The following is a 16,487-nucleotide window of genomic DNA, read 5'->3' as shown; positions in this document are numbered from 1 at the left end:
GTTTCATTTGGTTATCCATTCAATATATAATTTGATGCTACCCGCTCGAAGTCTTTAAGCTGGGCGGCCTGCCATGTTTCGTCCTTTCCCCGTTCCTTTGCTAAAACAGCGGCCACGGCAGGAGCCATTTGCATCGCGGCACGTGCATCCATAAAGAGCACACGCAACCGGCGTGCCAAGACATCCTCCAGGGTCCGGGCCATTTCGTTCCGCACGATCCAGGCGATCTCTCCTCTGGTAAAAGCGTATTGGGGATGCAGCCTTTCGCCCATCTCCGGCGAGGAAGCCGTTAAAACCCGTATCTCGTCCGCATCCGTCCCGTAAACATACAACGGATCGGAGAAATCCGGATTCGGACGGGAACCGTGAACCGGATAATGCTCCGTCACACACTCCCGTGTCGGGATATGCATATAACGGATCGCATAGTCCAACGTATCCTGCGCCATCTTCCTGTATGTCGTCCATTTTCCCCCGATAATCGTTATTAAACCGGACTTTTCCCGGATCAGTTTATGGCTCCGGGAGATCTCCTTTGTCTTCTTACCCTCATTACGGGGAGCCGCAAGCGGTCGGAGGCCGGCAAACACGGAGAGGACATCGCTCCGCCGGGGAGCCCGTGTCAGGTACTTCCCTGCGGTATCGAGTATAAATTGTATTTCCTGTTCGAGTGCGACCGGTTCCGTCTCGGCATGCTCCATCAACGTGTCGGTCGTGCCGACTACCACCTTATTATGCCAGGGGACGGCAAAGAGCACACGCCCGTCGGATGTCTTCGGGATCATCACGGCACAATCGCTTTCCAGGAAAGAAGCATCTAAAATCAGATGCACTCCCTGGCTGGGACGCACGGTCGGGCGATTGCCCGGCTTGTCCATCTGCAGGATATCATCGGCAAAAACACCTGTTGCATTGATCACGGAACGGGCCTTTACGGAATAGACCGTACCCGTTTCTTCGTCACGGACCTGCACACCGGACACTTTGCCTTCTTCTTTCAGGAGAGAGATTACATTCATATAATTCAAGACACATGCACCGGCATCGACCGCCGTACGCACGAGGTTAATGGCCAGGCGCGAATCGTCAAACTGCCCGTCATGATAAAGCACACCCGCCGTCATCCCCTCGCGGCGGAGCATCGGGACTGTCCGGACCGCCCGTTTAGGACCGATACAGACAGATCTTCCGAGACTGAGACCACGCGCCATCAGATCATAAAGTACCAGCCCGACCGTATAAAAAGGTCCCTCCCACCAACGGTAGCAAGGGATCAGGAAAAGTTGGTCTTTCACTAAATGGGGAGCATTATGCCGGAGCAACCCCCGTTCACGAAGCGCTTCACGAACCAAAGCGATATCGCCTTGTGCCAGATAACGGACACCTCCATGCACCAGTTTCGTACTCCGGCTGGAAGTTCCCTTCGTAAAGTCCGAGCGCTCAAACAAAGCCACACTGTATCCGCGGGTCACGGCGTCGAGCGCCACACCCAGACCGGTAGCGCCGCCGCCAATCACGACAAAATCAAAGATCTTGCCTTTGTCATACAATTGAGAAATGATAGATTCCCGTTCCATATCCCGCGTCATTAAAAGTTAACACTTACAAATCTAACAAATAAATTCCGATTATGGTTCCAACGGCATAAAAAAGAAACACACAGGCATAAAAAAAGAAATGCATGGGCATGGAATGACAATTCCATAACCATGCATTTTAATTGCACTCTAAGGCAAATCGCCCTTTACTCGAACATCTTATCGATGCCCCCCACGTCTGTCGGCGTCTGCTTCCGTTCTTCCTCGGAGGTCATCTTACACGGATTCTGATATTGTTCGGGGATCTCGAAATCTTCTTCCTGCGAATAGCCCAACGTTTTATCGGCATAGACTTTCTGCATATAAAGCCCATAGATCGGCAGAGCCATGCTGGCTCCCTGTCCTTCCGCCATCCGGTCGAAGTGGATGGAACGGTCTTCGCCACCGACCCAGACACCGGACACCAGGCTCGGCGTAAAGCCCATAAACCAACCGTCGGAGTTGTTCTGTGTCGTACCGGTCTTTCCTCCCATCGGCGCTTTGATGCCGTAACGGAAGCGGACACGGCTACCGGTGCCGCCGTCTATAACGTTTTTCAGCATGTGAAGCATCTTATAGGAAGCATCTTCCGTCAACACCTCGCTCATCTGGGGGTTGAAGTTGGCAATCGTATTTCCGGACATATCTTCTATACGGGTCACGTACAACGGCTCTACACGGATTCCTTTATTGGCAAAAGTCGTATAGGCACTGACCATCTCGCCCACCGACACGTCCGGAGTACCCAGACAAATCGAAATCACCGGGTCCATCTCGTTCTTCAAGCCGAACGAATGCAGCAGACGGACGAACGTATAAGGAGACAACTGGCTCATCAACCAGGCAGTCACCCAGTTGTCCGAGTTCTGCAACCCCCACTGTACGGAAACCATTTCTCCTATCAGTTTCTTATTCGCATTACGGGGTTCCCAAAGCCTGCCGTTCTCATCGGTCAACCGTTGTTGAACATGCAGCATCTCGTCGCAAGGGCTGATCCCCTCGATCATCGCCAGCGAATAGAGGAACGGCTTGATAGTAGAACCGATCTGGCGTCGTCCTCCATTCACCATGTCGTATTGGAAATCATTATAATCGATGCCTCCTACATAAGCCTTCACATGACCGGTACGCGGGTCCATCGACATAAACCCGGTACGCAGGAAACTCTTATGATAACGGATCGAGTCCATCGGTGACATGATCGTATCGATCGCTCCGTTCCAACTGAAGACACGCATTTCGACAGGTTCGTTGAAAGCCGCCTTGATCTCCTTTTCACTCGCTCCGCCTTTTTTCATCGCGCGGTAACGATCTGTCTGATGCATCGCACGCATAAAGATCGTATCGACTTCACCTTGCCGCAAATCACGTGAGAACGGAGCATAATTCTTGCCTTTCTTTTCCTTGAAGAAAGCAGGCTGCAAATACTCCCCGATATGTTCACGAACAGCATCTTCGGCATATTTCTGCATACGGGAATCGATCGTCGTATAGATTTTCAACCCGTCCGTGTACAGGTTATAAAACTCTCCGTCAGGTTTCTTGTTTTTATTACACCAGCCATACATCGGGTTTGTTTCCCAAGCAAGCGAGTCTTCCTTGAACTGCTGCATCTGCCATCCCCGGTAATTTTTGCGTTCAGGCTTCTTCGCCGTCAAGGTCAGACGCAGGAACTCGCGGAAATAAGGCGCCAAACCGTCTTTATGGTCCATACGGTTGAAATGTACGGTAAGAGGCAACTTTTTCAGAGAATCGCACTCGGCCTGTGTGATGTAACCGGCTTTCAGCATTTGTTCCAGAACCGTATTCCGACGCCCGCGTGTCCGTTCATTATGACGCACAGGATTGAAATAAGAAGGATTCTTACACATCCCGACCAGCGTCGCCGCTTCCTCGATCTTCAATGTCTTGGGTGTTTTTCCGAAATAAACGCGGGCAGCCGACTGGATGCCGACTGCATTATAAAGGAAGTCGAACTTGTTCAGATACATATTAATGATCTCTTCCTTCGTATAAAAGCGTTCCAACTGAACGGCAATCACCCATTCGATCGGCTTCTGGAACAGACGTTCCATCACATTGTCGGCGCTCGGCGAGAAAAGCTGTTTAGCCAACTGCTGCGTAATGGTACTACCGCCACCGCCACTTTTCTGCATCAGGATTCCACGTTTCACGACCGCACGGAACAGTCCCTGCGCGTCGATACCGCTATGCTCCACAAAACGGACATCCTCGGTTGCGATCAATGCTTTCACCAAATCCGGCGAAAGGTCGTTATAGTTGACAAAAATACGATTATCCTGACTGTGGGCATAAGTTGCGAGTGTCTTTCCATCCGATGATATCACTTGCGAAGCATATTTATCAATCGGATTTTCAAGCTGTTCGACCGGAGGCATATAGCCTATCGAGCCTTTGGCTATCGCTGAAAACAATAAAACTACAGCACCTACTGCTATGGCAAACAGCACCCAGAACGAAATTATAATACCTTTTGTTACCTTTGAAGCCACTTTTCTCTATCTTTCTTGTTTTGGGCACAAAGGTAATAATTTATAGGACACTCCTTCACCACTGTAGCAAGCAATTTATGTTAAACCAAATACTTCGCCAATAAATAGCCGCCGCCTAACAACCAGACATACAATACTGCCGCCAAGATAAAAGGCTTCGCCCCGGCTTTTTTAAACTTTTCGATGCTGGTTTCCGTTCCCAACGCCGTCATCGCCATCGTCAACATAAACGTATCTATATTATTGATCCCGTCCACAACCGTATGAGGCAACAGGTCAAAAGAGTTGAAACCGATCACGGCCAGAAAACCGAAAGCGAACCAGGGGATCGTGATCTTGCCCCGTTTTGCGGGAGCAGCAGCCGTTCCCTTTACGCCACCGGATACGGTTTTCACGGCAGTACGCGCCAAAGCAAAACTCATTATCACCAAGACGGGAGCCAGCATCATGACCCGAATCATTTTCACGATAATGGCCGTATCCGAAATTTCTTTTCCCATAGCATTCCCCGCTCCCACGACATGCGCCACCTCGTGCAAGGTCGATCCGGTATAAAGCCCCATCTGTTCAGGTGTCAGGTCCAATATGCCTGCACGGTACATGGCCGGATAGATAAACATCGACAAAGTGCCGAAAATAACGACTGTCGAAACAGCCACCGCTGTTTTATGCGGCTCGCTTTTCACGACCGGCTCGGCTCCCAATACGGCGGCAGCCCCACAGATCGCGCTACCGGTGGATGTCAGCAAAGCGAGATCTTTATCCATTTTCAGCAAACGCCCGACAAACAAACCTATGAATATGGTAGCCGCCACTATAATCGCATCGATCAGGATGGCCGGAAGCCCGATCTCGACCACGCTCTGGAATGTCAGCCTGAAACCATACAACACGATACCGGCACGCAACACCTGCTTCGTACAAAACAAAATACCGGGCACCCATGTCTCAGGCAGATGGTTGCGCAAACTATTCGCATATACCATTCCCAACAGGATACCGACGATCAGAGGACTGAAGGATAGATTTTTGACAAAGGGAAACTCTGCTATGTAAAAAGCAGAACAAGAGAAAAGGGCGATCAACAGAATGCCATGAAGTACGTTACTCCTTTTTTCGCTAAACATATTCAATCAAGTTTAAAATCCATTATTTTTTAAAACCGTGACAAAAGTAAGGCTTTTTTCCTCTATCCTTTCCTAATATGTTTTTATAGAGTATAACATCAGGTTATCGCCAGTTTTGGCAGGCATATCGGATGAAGCTCTCTTCCACTCCCCCGTTCTGTCCCTGCGGCTCGGCAAAGGTAAACATCCGTTCGGCGCGGAACCCCTCCACTTCGATCACCTTCAGCCTGCCGGACATCAATTCGCGGGTCACGGCACGGATAGAAACAATTCCCAACGCCTCGGAGTTCTCCAAAAACAACTTAATACTTTCCGTACTCCCCATCTGCAACACCACATTCAGTTGCGAAAGTTTCACCTGATGTTCCGCCAGGGCAGCTTCCACCACATCCAGCGTTCCCGAACCGTTTTCGCGCAGGACAAGAGGCAGCGTACGGAGCTGTTCGAGCGAAATCTCGTTATAGGCCGCCAATGAACTGCCCGTATGCGCCACGACGACCAGTTCGTCTCTCATAAAAGGGGTATAGTGAAGCGTGCTCTGGTGCGCCGTTCCTTCGACCAGACCGAGGGTGATCTTTCCCTCCCGCAAGGCCTGTTCGATATCGCGGCTGTTCCCGTTCAGCAAAGAGACTTTTATCTCCGGGAACTTCTTGATAAAAGAGGCGAGGACAGGCGGCAGCACATATTGGGAAATCGTCGTACTTGCCCCCAACCGCAGTTCCCCGGCAAAATTATCCGTCAACAGGTTCATCTCGAAATCCATCTGCCGGTATGCAGCCAACAGCTGTTTCGTATGCGACAACAACAATTCACCCGCATGGGTCAGTCCGATATGGCTTCCCACCCGATCGAACAAGGGTGTTTTATATTGCACCTCCAATTCATGAATATGCTTGCTGATGGCTGGCTGACTGATAAACAACTCTTTTGAAGCCTTCGTAAAGCTCAAATTCGTGGCTACGCTGTGAAATACTTTCAGACGAAAATCCATAAATATATTACTTTTTACTTTACCAAACTCATTAACGTGTCATAAGTGTCAATCTTGCCATACTTAATTTCGGAGAAACTCTGATTTAGAAGACAATCTGCTATCAAGGTCATCTACTACACGTCCATTTATATTTTTTATTAGTTTAGGGCTCCATACTACTCAATCAGGCAAATGTTTCATGACAATTACAAAGATACGCACAAATGGAGTAATATTTATTAAGAATGATTATCTTTATGGTAGAGTTATTTGAAATAATGGAAAAATACAGCAAACTAAAGAAGTTGGCTCGTTTCTATATCGTTACCCATTGTTATACTCATCTTCTTCAAAAATCTATTATTCAATAGATTACCATCACATTTCTTGTTTTCCATACTAACCATATCCAAAGTCATTCCCATGATTATGCCTGCATCCTCCGATATTCTGCCGGGGTGTATCCCACGCTCCGCTTGAATACGCGATTGAAATGCTGGGAGTATTGGAATCCCATGTCGAATGCGATTTCGCTGATCGTTTTGTTTGTTCCCAAGATCTGCTCTTTGGCGACATCTATGATTTTATCCTGAATATACTCCTGCGCTGTCTTGCCCGATTCTTTTTTTACCAAATCCCCGAAATAATTGGGCGACAGACAAACTTTGTCCGCAAAATATTTGACTGACGGCAATCCGTTTTGCCGCAAGCGTTCATCTTGGAAATACTCGTCCATCAAACGCTCGAACCGTACCAGTATATCGTGGTTTACCGTTGAACGGGTCTCGAACTGTCGGTCATAGAACCGCATACAGTAATCGAGCAGCAATTCGATATTGGTTGCAATCAACCGTTTGGAGTGCTTGTCGATGGAGTGTTCCAACTCAAGACCGATCTTATCGAGGCAATCCGTGAAAATAGTGCGTTCCCGCTCGGAAAGATGGAGTGCTTCGTTCGAGTCGTAGGAGAAAAATGAATATTGTTTGATTTCGCGCCCTAAAGCCGTTCCCCGAATCAAGTCGGGATGAAAAAGCAATCCCAATCCCGAAGGTTTCATACCCCGTTCCATATCGACATTGGCTATTTGTCCGGGAGCGAAAGCGATAACACTTCCCTCCTGATAGTCGTAAGTCTGACGTCCGTAACGAATCGTCCCGCACTTTGCATCTTTCAGATAAATGCAATAAACACCATAATTGAACCGGAAATGTTCCGGCCATACCGGAGCTTTCGATAAATCGACAACGGCAACCAAAGGATGCAAAGTTTCCAACCCGAATAACTTATTATATTGATCGATTGTATCGACCTTTATTACTTCTTCCATAGCAATTATCATTTTGTTTTGTGCAAAAATAAGGATTCCGCATAAATATCCGACACCTTCCGATGTGAAAACCGGAATACGGTTACAAATACCCGTAATATGTATACAGAACCGCCGTTTCGACTACATCCTATTCATTACAAGTGTTTTATATCCCGATTTTATAATCCGTAATACTGTTACTTCAATCCGTAATCGGGATACAGCGGGAGCAGCCGAAACGCCCTACCTTTGCCGCAGAGAAATCAAAATAATATGAACATTTAATTTTTAGAACGATGAGAAAGTTACTATTTTTCCCTTTTCTACTGCTCGCTTTGACAGCGACAGCTTGTAACGGAGATCCTATCGAACCGGAAGGCTCTGCCACCGAACAACCCGAAACACCGGGAAACGATAATGATGAAGATGAAACGCCGGATAATGACGGACGTTATCTGGTGCTTTACTGTTCACGCACGAGCAATACGGAAAGTGTGGCGCAGCGAATCGGAACGACACTCGGCTGCGATCTTATCGAAGTGGAACCCGGAACGCCCTACGACACGGATTACAATGCCATGTTGGAGCGTTCACAACAGGAACAAGCGGCTATCGAGACGGGAAATTTTCCGCCGGTGAAAACCTCGGTCGAGAGTTTCGAGGAGTATGACATTATTTTTATCGGTTATCCTATCTGGTATAGCCATATGGCAACGCCGATGCAGACCTTCTTGCATGAACACGCGGCAAAACTGGCAGGCAAGCGCATCGCATTGTTCGCAACCAGTGGAAGTAGCGGAATATCGACTTCGGTCAGTGACGCCCGGAAACATTGTCCCGACGCGACTTACACGGAAAGCCTGTTGCTGACATCGGGCACTCTTTCCCAAGCGGAAAGCCGTGTAGCGGAATGGTTATCTGAAATTGAAGTTACAACAAAAAACTGACCAAATGAACAAATACATGACGGACTGCAATATGCCCATTGTGCCGTCGCAGTAAAGGAGAAATATAAAATGAAAAATCAACCGTCAATAGCATTAGGAACATGGTCGTGGGGCGCAGGATTCGCCGGTGGCGACCAAGTATTCGGGAACAATCTCGGAGTGGAAGAACTGAAACCCGTATTCGACGAGGCGATGGCCAACGGGCTGAACCTCTGGGACTCCGCCGTGGTGTACGGCATGGGAGCTTCGGAAACGCTGCTTTCGATATTTACGAAGAACTGCAAGCGGGAGGATGTATTTATCTCGACCAAGTTCACACCGCAGATTGCGGGCGACACGGAGAACCCCGTGGCGGATATGCTGGCCGGAAGCCTCGAACGCTTCGCCACCGATTACATCGACATCTACTGGATACACAACCCGGCCGACGTGGAGAAATGGACGCCTTACCTTATCCCGTTGGTAAAAAGCGGAAAGGTAAAGCGGGTCGGCGTCTCCAATCACAACCTCGCGCAGATCAAGCGTGCGGAGGAGATTCTCTCGAAAGAAGGGGTACATATCTCTGCCGTGCAGAACCATTACAGCCTGCTCTACCGTTCGTCGGAAAAGGCCGGTATTCTGGATTATTGCAAAGAACATAATATCGACTTCTGGGCTTACATGGTATTGGAGCAAGGAGCGTTGAGCGGGAAATACGATACCACACACCTACTGCCCGCCGGCAGCCAGCGGGGCGATACCTACAATCCGCTGTTACCGCAAATCGAGCGGCTCGTTGCCGTGATGCGCACCGTGGGCGACAAGTACGGCATCACGCCGGCGCAGGTGGCTCTGGCATGGGCGATAGCGAAAGGCACGACACCGATTATCGGCGTGACGAAGCCCTCGCAAGTGCAGGACGCCTTGCAAGCGACAAAGGTTTCCTTGACTGCCGACGAAATGCAAAGTTTGGAAAATGCAGCCGAAAATACCGGTGTCGATACGAGAGGCTCGTGGGAAATGCCGATGATCTGACACGCTCGTATGAAAAAGAATATGGATAGTCGAAAGATTTTGGTCGCCTATTTCTCTTGTAGCGGTACGACGAGAAAAGCTGCCGAGGAATTGGCAGCGGCGACAAATTGCGAGAAGAATCTTCGCAAAGCGTACCCCGGAATCGACTGGTGTACGGGAAAACTCTTGAACGGGAAGCTGGCGAAAGCGCAATTTGCGGAGTGGCTCGCCAATGTAAACAACGAAAAGTAACGGGTATGGGAAAGGGATTCATTCTGTATATCGTCATGTCCATACTCTTTATGAGGCAAGCCGGGGCACAACAGACTATCGACGTGCATTGCCATAACATATTGCCCGGCTATATGGCAGTGCTGGAAAAACATGATGCCACGATGGAGGAGACCTTTCCGCTTCCCGCGTGGGATGTGGAATCGCATATCGCTTTCATGCGCAAAGCGGGAATCGAATATTCCGTCTTGACGATGCCCGCTCCGCAACCGTGGTTCGGAGATACGCAGGAGAGCCGACGGATTATTCGGGAGTACAACGAGTATTGTGCCCGACTGAAAGAAACCTATCCGGGGAAATTCAAGTTTTGTGCGGCATTGCCCTTGCCCGATGTGGACGCGGCTATCGAAGAGGCGATTTATACACTCGACACACTTGGAGCGGATGGCGTCAAGCTGGCCACGAACAGCCGGGGACAATATATCGGGGATGAAGCACTCGACCCGTTGATGGAGGTCTTGAACCGTAGAAATGTTACCGTAATCATTCACCCGCACAAGCCCACGCCGGTCAATGACGGCATTATAGCCACCGCCCCGCTTGCGGTCTATGAATATCCGGCTGAAACGACCCGCGCCGTTGTCAATATGATTTCCCGTAACGTGTTGATACGCTATCCGAACATCAAGATGATTGTTCCTCATTGCGGGTCGTTTTTGCCGATGGCGATCCCCCGCATGAAGGCTATTCATCCGGCTATGCAGGCAAAGGGATTTATGGGTTCGATTGACTGGGACGGTAATTTATCCCGTCTGTACTATGACCTTGCCGGAGGAGCAAGCTCCGAAATCGTGAAAATGATGCTGACAATCACCTCGCCGGATCACATTCTCTACGGCTCGGATTATCCTTATATGCCGGACGGTGTATTGCTTGGAAACCTGCAACGGATGCGTGAACAATTTACCGCAGACAAGGAATTGTCGCCCTATTCGGAACGGTTCTTCTCGGAAAACGCCCGCAATTTATTCAACAAATAATATTTGAAAACAATGAAAAAAGTATTTCTCGGCTTATTACTGGTCGTCGTTTCGTTCTCAGCAAAAGCCCAAACAACCGAAAAAACGGATGATTACCTGCGTGTGCCTTGCCACCATGCAGCAGTTGCCCCAACTGAAAGGTCATGCAGGGGCGGCACTCAATGTCGGTGTAACACCTATTGAATTGCGCGAAGCGATTTACCAGTGTTCTCCAATTATCGGATTCCCGAAAGTGCTGAATGCGTTGGAAGCCGTTATCCAGTGTATGCCTTACATCGGCTTTCCTGCCGCATTGAAGGTTTGAATAGAGTTGTTTGACGAGATGCAAAGCGCAGCAGTTCAATGCAGTTACACGGTCGCTAAATCGTTACCAACAACTTCCTTAATCTCCGCTTCGTACTGTCTTCAGACAGATACATAAAAGTTTCTTATCCTATGCAAGGATAATCAAAATGTCACTACTACCCCATCAAAATCGGATTTCTATCCCATGTTTTTAGAATAGTATTGCGGGTAATATTTTTTAACATAACAAATATACAGCCTTACCGTAATACATATAGCAAAACGATATTTGTCCAAAACTGCACATCTGCATTGTTTAGGCACGAACTCAAATAAAGTCAATTATTATTTCACAAGGATAAATTCTACAATATCCCCTGTTTTTTCTATTTCAATCGAAAAGCTGAACGCTTTCAGATTGACCTTTACACACCGAAGCGGCGCTTTTCGTGGCATATATGCAAACCGTCCGCTTGGAAAATGAAAAAAGCCGGCTGTTTGTCAATCTTTTTACCGGAATTCCCGACATTCCGACAAAGCTAAACTCCCGGAGAATCGGATATCCGGGGAAACAAAAGGGAGAGTAAGGGAATATGGAAAGAAATCCGAGGGTATTTTCAAGGATTCCGGCACCCCGTTTCCGTGACGACCGTCTTCATCGCCGTAAAGACGGACTTCATCGCCCTAGGATGCCGACTTCACCCTATACAAAGACGGTCGTCATGGCAACGAAGACCGTCTTCGCGGGAAAAAACTGCGCACCTCACCGGGAAAACCTTTTCCTAACCACCTTTTAAACAGAAAACAGACCTCTGCAAACCGTTTATTTTAACTCAGATTTTACAATTTCAGATCGTTTTTGACAATAAGGGGGCTCGCCATGCGATCCTAATCTTACTTTGTCTATCTTTTTTTAAACCACGACCCAATCTTCAAATGGCAAAACGGAATGAGCACTAAACGGATTATTCAAAAAAGGCAACAGATCACCTTCGTCATCTCCGGCTTTTTCATACTTTTGTATATTATAATTCTTGACAGAAGCATACATAAGATAAATATGAAAAGGAAAAAGAGAATACTGACGATCATCGTTCTGGCGACTATAACCCTGATATTCATACTCCCGGCTATCGGATTCAGCATTCTGAACTGGGGAGTATTGCCTCCGGAGAAACTGACGCCACTGGTTATCGAGCAGGCCAATAAGTTCATTGATGCACATTTGGATTGCGAACGGGTGGAACTGACCTATTTCGAAACCTATCCTTATTTAGGCGTGAAACTGACAAACGGCCACCTGATCTCGCACGCAGCCGAAGATTCGACCGCCCATGAAGAAGAACTGGCGATTCCTTCCGATTCGCTGCTTGCTTTCAGCCGGGCAACCGTGTCTTTACAACCCCTCGATTACCTTTTCGGCGGCAAGATCACGATCAAGGACTTTTCCATCGAGAACCCACGTTTCTATGGATTCGTCAATAAAAACGGACGTGCGAACTGGGATATCTACAAAAGCGAGACCGATTCGACAGAGGCCGATACAGACAAAAAGACCTTGCCTTTTATCGACTTGCAAAAGGTACGCATTTACGGAGGACATTTCACGTATGACGACCGCCAGTCAGACCTTTTTACCGAAATTCAGGGCTTCTTCGTGCGTCTCGACGGCTCATTGGCAGGAGGAGCCAATACGCTCGATTTTGAAACGGGCTGTTCATCCCTTTTATTCAGCAACCCGACTTATACGCTGAAGAACGACTTGTCGCTTCGTCTCAGAAGCCGGTTAGTGCTCGCCGAACACTACAATTCGATTACCTTGAAAGATGCGGAATTGAAGGTAAACAATCTGCCTTTCACTGCCGACGGCGCCATACGCCACTTCCCGGAAGACCGGCGCACCCGTATCGATATGGATATGGGATTGAAAATTTCGGATATGAACGATCTGCTGAAATTCATACCCGATGCGTATTTCCAGAATCGCGGCAAGACACTGGCGGAGGGTTCGATCCTTATGGAAGGAAACATTCACGGGTTCTTAGGGGACAGTATCGTGCCCAACGTGAACCTGTGTTGCAAAATAGAAAACGGGTCCTATCATATCAAAGACATCAAGCAAGGTATCGACACACTGGAAATGGATCTGGATATCCATCTAAACGGACCTTTCCCGGATTCTTCTTTCGTCTCGCTCGAACAACTCACGATGAAAGGACTCAACACTTCATTGGATATGCAAGCCAAAGTAACCAACCTGTTCAAGAACCCGGCCGTCCGGGCCGGAATGAAAGGGAAGGTGGATTTCACCCGGTTGGGCCAGGAATTCCTTAATCCGGACACGCTGTTGGTGGAAGGCGCAATGGATGCAGACCTGTCGACCGCTTTTACCGTGAATGACCTTGTCGAAAGCCGGTTCGGGAAGATACACAGTTCGGGAAAACTCGACATTGACAAACTGAAAGCGTTCAGCCAGCCGCTCGGCATGGATATTTTCATTTCCGGCGCCCATCTGTCAATCGACACGACACATCAGAAAAGCCTCTACATCGAATCGTCCAACCTGATGAGGATGACGATGGGAATAGACAGCCTGAACATCCGATATAAAGATCAAATCAGCACGAACATAAGCAAATTGGAGATGCTTGCTCAGACATCTCCTGTTATCGACACGACAGCCGTCATACCGATGACCGGACGATTGGCTTTCAGCCATCTGAGAACCCGCACGGCCGATTCCGTCTGGATCGTAGCCGGACGTTCCGAACTGAAAGGCGGCATCAAACCGTCCGCTTCCGACAAACTAACCCCGACAGCTGCCGCCGTTATTTCGATCGACACGCTGAAATACATCAGTGTACCTCTACGGACAGGACTCTCCCTGACGGAAAGTTCGTTTACGATCGAGGCCCTTCCCTACCGGGATGCACGGCGCCAGCAGATGGCAAACCGGCAACGGCGCATACTGACCGACGAACAACGTGCACGCTTGGCTGAAAAGAGAAAGGACATGGCCGGGAAAACCGCCGCCGGCGACAGCACCAGAACAGAAAGCCAATTCTTGCGCAAATGGGAAGCACGGGGCAGCATCTCTTTCAAACAAATGCGGGGGTTCAGCCGCATGTTCCCGCTCCCGATGTGGATGGAGCCGACGACGATGAAGTTCAACACAAACGACATCACGCTGACAGATGCCCGCCTGCATCTCGGCAAAAGCAATTTTACCCTTAACGGCGAGATCAGCCAGATCCGGAGGGCGATGCTTCGCGGAGGAAAATTGAAAGGAGATTTCAATCTGAGTTCGGACTATATCGATTGCAACCAGTTGATGCAGGCGATCAACAACGGCATGCAATATGCGGTAAACTCGGAACTGCCGGTACTCAGCGATGAAAATATCGCACAACTCAATACCGAATCGCTGCAAGATAGTATCGCGCAGACGGGAACCGACACGACCAGCCAGTTATTCGTTCTTCCCGCCTTTCTCGACATGGCTCTCCATACGAACGCAAAACGCATCGATTTCAAGGATTTGGAATTAGAGAACGTGGTCGGCGAGATTGTCCTGCGCGATCAGAGTATCAACCTGAGCAAGCTCAACATACAATCCAATATGGGGAACGGAAACCTGACAATGGTCTACCGGGCTAAGAACGGACAGGAGGCGACCGCCGGTTTGGACTTTGATATGGAAGATGTGAAAGTGGAGAAGCTGATCGCCCTCTTCCCTTCCATCGACACATTAGTCCCGATGCTCCGTTCGTTCGAAGGCGTCTTGGATTGCCAGGTCACGGCTACCTGCAAGATAGATTCGACCATGTCTCTCATTATGCCGTCCATCAACTCGTCTTGCTATCTGCACGGGAACAATATGGTACTGCTCGATGGAGAAACATTTACCGAAATATCCAAGACACTGATGTTCAAAAACAAGAAGCGGAATATGATAGACAGTATTTCAGTAGACCTTGCCATCAAAGACAATAAGATCGAAGTTTTCCCATTCCTGGTGGAGATGGACCGTTACAAAGTGGCTGTCGGCGGAACGCACAATCTGGATATGACATTCAATTACCATCTATCGGTCCTCAAATCTCCCGTTCCTTTCAAATTAGGAATCGACATCACCGGCAACCTGGATGATTTCAAGTATAAGATCACGAAATGTAAATACAAGGATATATTCAAGCCGGCCAAGCAGGCGGAACTGGACAGCACACGCAAGAATATCCGGAAAGATATCCGCGACGCAGTACGCAAACAGATCGAGGAAGCGGCGCCGGAGTTAGGGAAAGACTTAGCTTTGGCAAAGGCAGCGGAGGAAAGGGAACCTTAACGGTTCCCGTACATCTGCTCATAATATTTCATATAGTCTCCTCCCGTGATGTCTTCCACCCACTTCTGGTTGTCCAGATACCAACGGATCGTCTTGACAATTCCGATTTCGAAAGAAGTTTCAGGTGTCCAGCCCAGTTCGTTTGTGATTTTTGTCGGATCGATGGCATAACGCTGGTCATGGCCCAAGCGGTCTTTTACAAAAGTAATCAGGCAGTCGTTGATCCAGTCGATGGAAATCCGCCCGTCCGCACCGATCTCTTTTTTCTTCAAAATCAGGCGATATTCGGGTTGTTCCGTCATCAACCGGCGAATGGTGCTGATTGTCAACTTCACGATCTCGATATTCTGCTTCTCGTTATGGCCGCCCACATTGTAGACCTCCCCTGCCCGTCCCTTATGGATCACCAGGTCGATAGCCTTGCAGTGGTCTTCCACGTACAACCAGTCACGTACATTTGTCCCGTCACCATAAACCGGAAGCGGCTTGCCTTCGAGGATATTTTTAATAATCAGCGGTATCAGCTTTTCCGGGAAATGATACGGACCGTAGTTGTTGGAACAGCGGGTGATGCTGACCGGCATCTTATAAGTTTCGGAGTAAGCCTGTACAAACAGGTCGGCACTCGTTTTGGATGCACTATACGGACTGCGCGGATCCAGCGGGGTCGTTTCATGGAAATAGCCTTCGGCACCCAAACTGCCATACACCTCGTCAGTAGATACCTGATGGAAACGGACCCCCTCGCGCCATTCGGGATAACCGGTAGCCGTTTTGCCCGTCACCCAGGCTTTGCGGGCGGAATCGAGCAGGTTTTGCGTACCCAATATATTCGTGACCAGGAAAAGCTGCGGATTCTCGATACTACGATCCACATGGCTTTCCGCCGCAAAATTAACGACATAATCGAACTGGTATTTGGCAAAGAGCCCGTCCGTCAACGCACGGTCGCAGATATCACCTTTTACAAACTCGCAACGCTCCCCGTCGATATCCTCGGCAATCGTTCCGAGATTACCTGCGTAGGTCAGCAGATCCAGAACCACGATCTTTATTTCAGGATATTTCGCCAACATATATTTAATGAAGTTCGCGCCAATAAAACCGGCGGCTCCGGTAACCAAATAAGTCTTCATGTTTATGATTTATG

Annotated in this window: 11 protein-coding genes and 1 pseudogene; 6 read left to right on the top strand and 6 right to left on the bottom strand. The window is 48.8% G+C overall.

Going from position 1 to position 16,487, the window contains the following annotated elements:
• Window positions 1-11: 11 nt before the first annotated feature.
• The 5 genes from RDN79_RS10365 to RDN79_RS10345 form a co-directional block, all read right to left on the bottom strand.
• A complete protein-coding gene (locus RDN79_RS10365; protein ID WP_298549567.1) occupies window positions 12-1,577 on the bottom strand; it encodes a glycerol-3-phosphate dehydrogenase/oxidase in 1,566 nt (521 codons plus the stop codon).
• A 167-nt stretch (window positions 1,578-1,744) separates the two neighbouring features.
• On the bottom strand, window positions 1,745-4,090 hold the full coding sequence (locus tag RDN79_RS10360) for a transglycosylase domain-containing protein (protein ID WP_298549568.1): 2,346 nt from the start codon (window positions 4,088-4,090) through the stop codon (window positions 1,745-1,747).
• Between the two features lie 80 nt (window positions 4,091-4,170).
• The gene (locus tag RDN79_RS10355; protein WP_298549569.1) at window positions 4,171-5,217 is read right to left on the bottom strand and encodes a YeiH family protein; all 1,047 of its coding nucleotides are present in this window, start codon (window positions 5,215-5,217) and stop codon (window positions 4,171-4,173) included.
• 103 nt (window positions 5,218-5,320) lie between these two features.
• Window positions 5,321-6,208 carry a LysR family transcriptional regulator gene (locus RDN79_RS10350; protein WP_298549571.1) on the bottom strand — a complete coding sequence of 296 codons (888 nt, stop codon included), beginning with the start codon at window positions 6,206-6,208 and terminating at the stop codon, window positions 5,321-5,323.
• Between the two features lie 409 nt (window positions 6,209-6,617).
• Window positions 6,618-7,517, bottom strand: coding sequence for an AraC family transcriptional regulator (locus RDN79_RS10345; RefSeq protein WP_195578955.1), 900 nt, complete (start codon window positions 7,515-7,517; stop codon window positions 6,618-6,620).
• 278 nt (window positions 7,518-7,795) lie between these two features.
• On the opposite strand from RDN79_RS10345, the gene RDN79_RS10340 reads away from it, so the two are divergent.
• From RDN79_RS10340 to RDN79_RS10315, 6 genes and pseudogenes are all read left to right on the top strand, one after another.
• Window positions 7,796-8,446, top strand: a complete 651-nt coding sequence (locus tag RDN79_RS10340) for a flavodoxin (protein WP_298549573.1) — start codon at window positions 7,796-7,798, stop codon at window positions 8,444-8,446.
• A 69-nt stretch (window positions 8,447-8,515) separates the two neighbouring features.
• Window positions 8,516-9,460, top strand: a complete 945-nt coding sequence (locus RDN79_RS10335) for an aldo/keto reductase (protein ID WP_308573214.1) — start codon at window positions 8,516-8,518, stop codon at window positions 9,458-9,460.
• Window positions 9,461-9,481: 21 nt separating this feature from the next.
• A complete protein-coding gene (locus RDN79_RS10330; protein WP_298549576.1) occupies window positions 9,482-9,691 on the top strand; it encodes a flavodoxin in 210 nt (69 codons plus the stop codon).
• Between the two features lie 5 nt (window positions 9,692-9,696).
• Window positions 9,697-10,710 carry an amidohydrolase family protein gene (locus RDN79_RS10325; RefSeq protein WP_298549578.1) on the top strand — a complete coding sequence of 338 codons (1,014 nt, stop codon included), beginning with the start codon at window positions 9,697-9,699 and terminating at the stop codon, window positions 10,708-10,710.
• Between the two features lie 31 nt (window positions 10,711-10,741).
• A pseudogene (locus tag RDN79_RS10320) lies at window positions 10,742-11,014 on the top strand (carboxymuconolactone decarboxylase family protein); the annotation flags it as partial.
• Window positions 11,015-12,055: 1,041 nt separating this feature from the next.
• The gene (locus tag RDN79_RS10315; protein ID WP_298549580.1) at window positions 12,056-15,337 is read left to right on the top strand and encodes an AsmA-like C-terminal region-containing protein; all 3,282 of its coding nucleotides are present in this window, start codon (window positions 12,056-12,058) and stop codon (window positions 15,335-15,337) included.
• On the opposite strand, the gene rfbB is transcribed toward RDN79_RS10315, so the two are convergent.
• The gene (gene rfbB, locus RDN79_RS10310; protein ID WP_298549582.1) at window positions 15,334-16,473 is read right to left on the bottom strand and encodes a dTDP-glucose 4,6-dehydratase; all 1,140 of its coding nucleotides are present in this window, start codon (window positions 16,471-16,473) and stop codon (window positions 15,334-15,336) included. The two genes, RDN79_RS10315 and rfbB, sit on opposite strands and share 4 nt — an antisense overlap.
• Window positions 16,474-16,487: the final 14 nt, after the last annotated feature.

Source organism: uncultured Parabacteroides sp. (genome assembly GCF_902493135.1).
Lineage (GTDB): Bacteria > Bacteroidota > Bacteroidia > Bacteroidales > Tannerellaceae > Parabacteroides.
The sequence above is the reverse complement of the archived record's forward strand: the minus strand, read 5'-3'. Positions and strand labels throughout refer to the sequence as shown.

Coding starts and splice junctions, on each gene's coding strand:
- RDN79_RS10365 (WP_298549567.1), bottom strand. CDS start 1,577: ATGGAACGGGAATCTATCATTTCTCAATTGTATGACAAAGGCAAGATC.
- RDN79_RS10355 (WP_298549569.1), bottom strand. CDS start 5,217: ATGTTTAGCGAAAAAAGGAGTAACGTACTTCATGGCATTCTGTTGATC.
- RDN79_RS10350 (WP_298549571.1), bottom strand. CDS start 6,208: ATGGATTTTCGTCTGAAAGTATTTCACAGCGTAGCCACGAATTTGAGC.
- RDN79_RS10345 (WP_195578955.1), bottom strand. CDS start 7,517: ATGGAAGAAGTAATAAAGGTCGATACAATCGATCAATATAATAAGTTA.
- RDN79_RS10340 (WP_298549573.1), top strand. CDS start 7,796: ATGAGAAAGTTACTATTTTTCCCTTTTCTACTGCTCGCTTTGACAGCG.
- RDN79_RS10335 (WP_308573214.1), top strand. CDS start 8,516: ATGAAAAATCAACCGTCAATAGCATTAGGAACATGGTCGTGGGGCGCA.
- RDN79_RS10330 (WP_298549576.1), top strand. CDS start 9,482: ATGGATAGTCGAAAGATTTTGGTCGCCTATTTCTCTTGTAGCGGTACG.
- RDN79_RS10325 (WP_298549578.1), top strand. CDS start 9,697: ATGGGAAAGGGATTCATTCTGTATATCGTCATGTCCATACTCTTTATG.
- RDN79_RS10315 (WP_298549580.1), top strand. CDS start 12,056: ATGAAAAGGAAAAAGAGAATACTGACGATCATCGTTCTGGCGACTATA.
- rfbB (WP_298549582.1), bottom strand. CDS start 16,473: ATGAAGACTTATTTGGTTACCGGAGCCGCCGGTTTTATTGGCGCGAAC.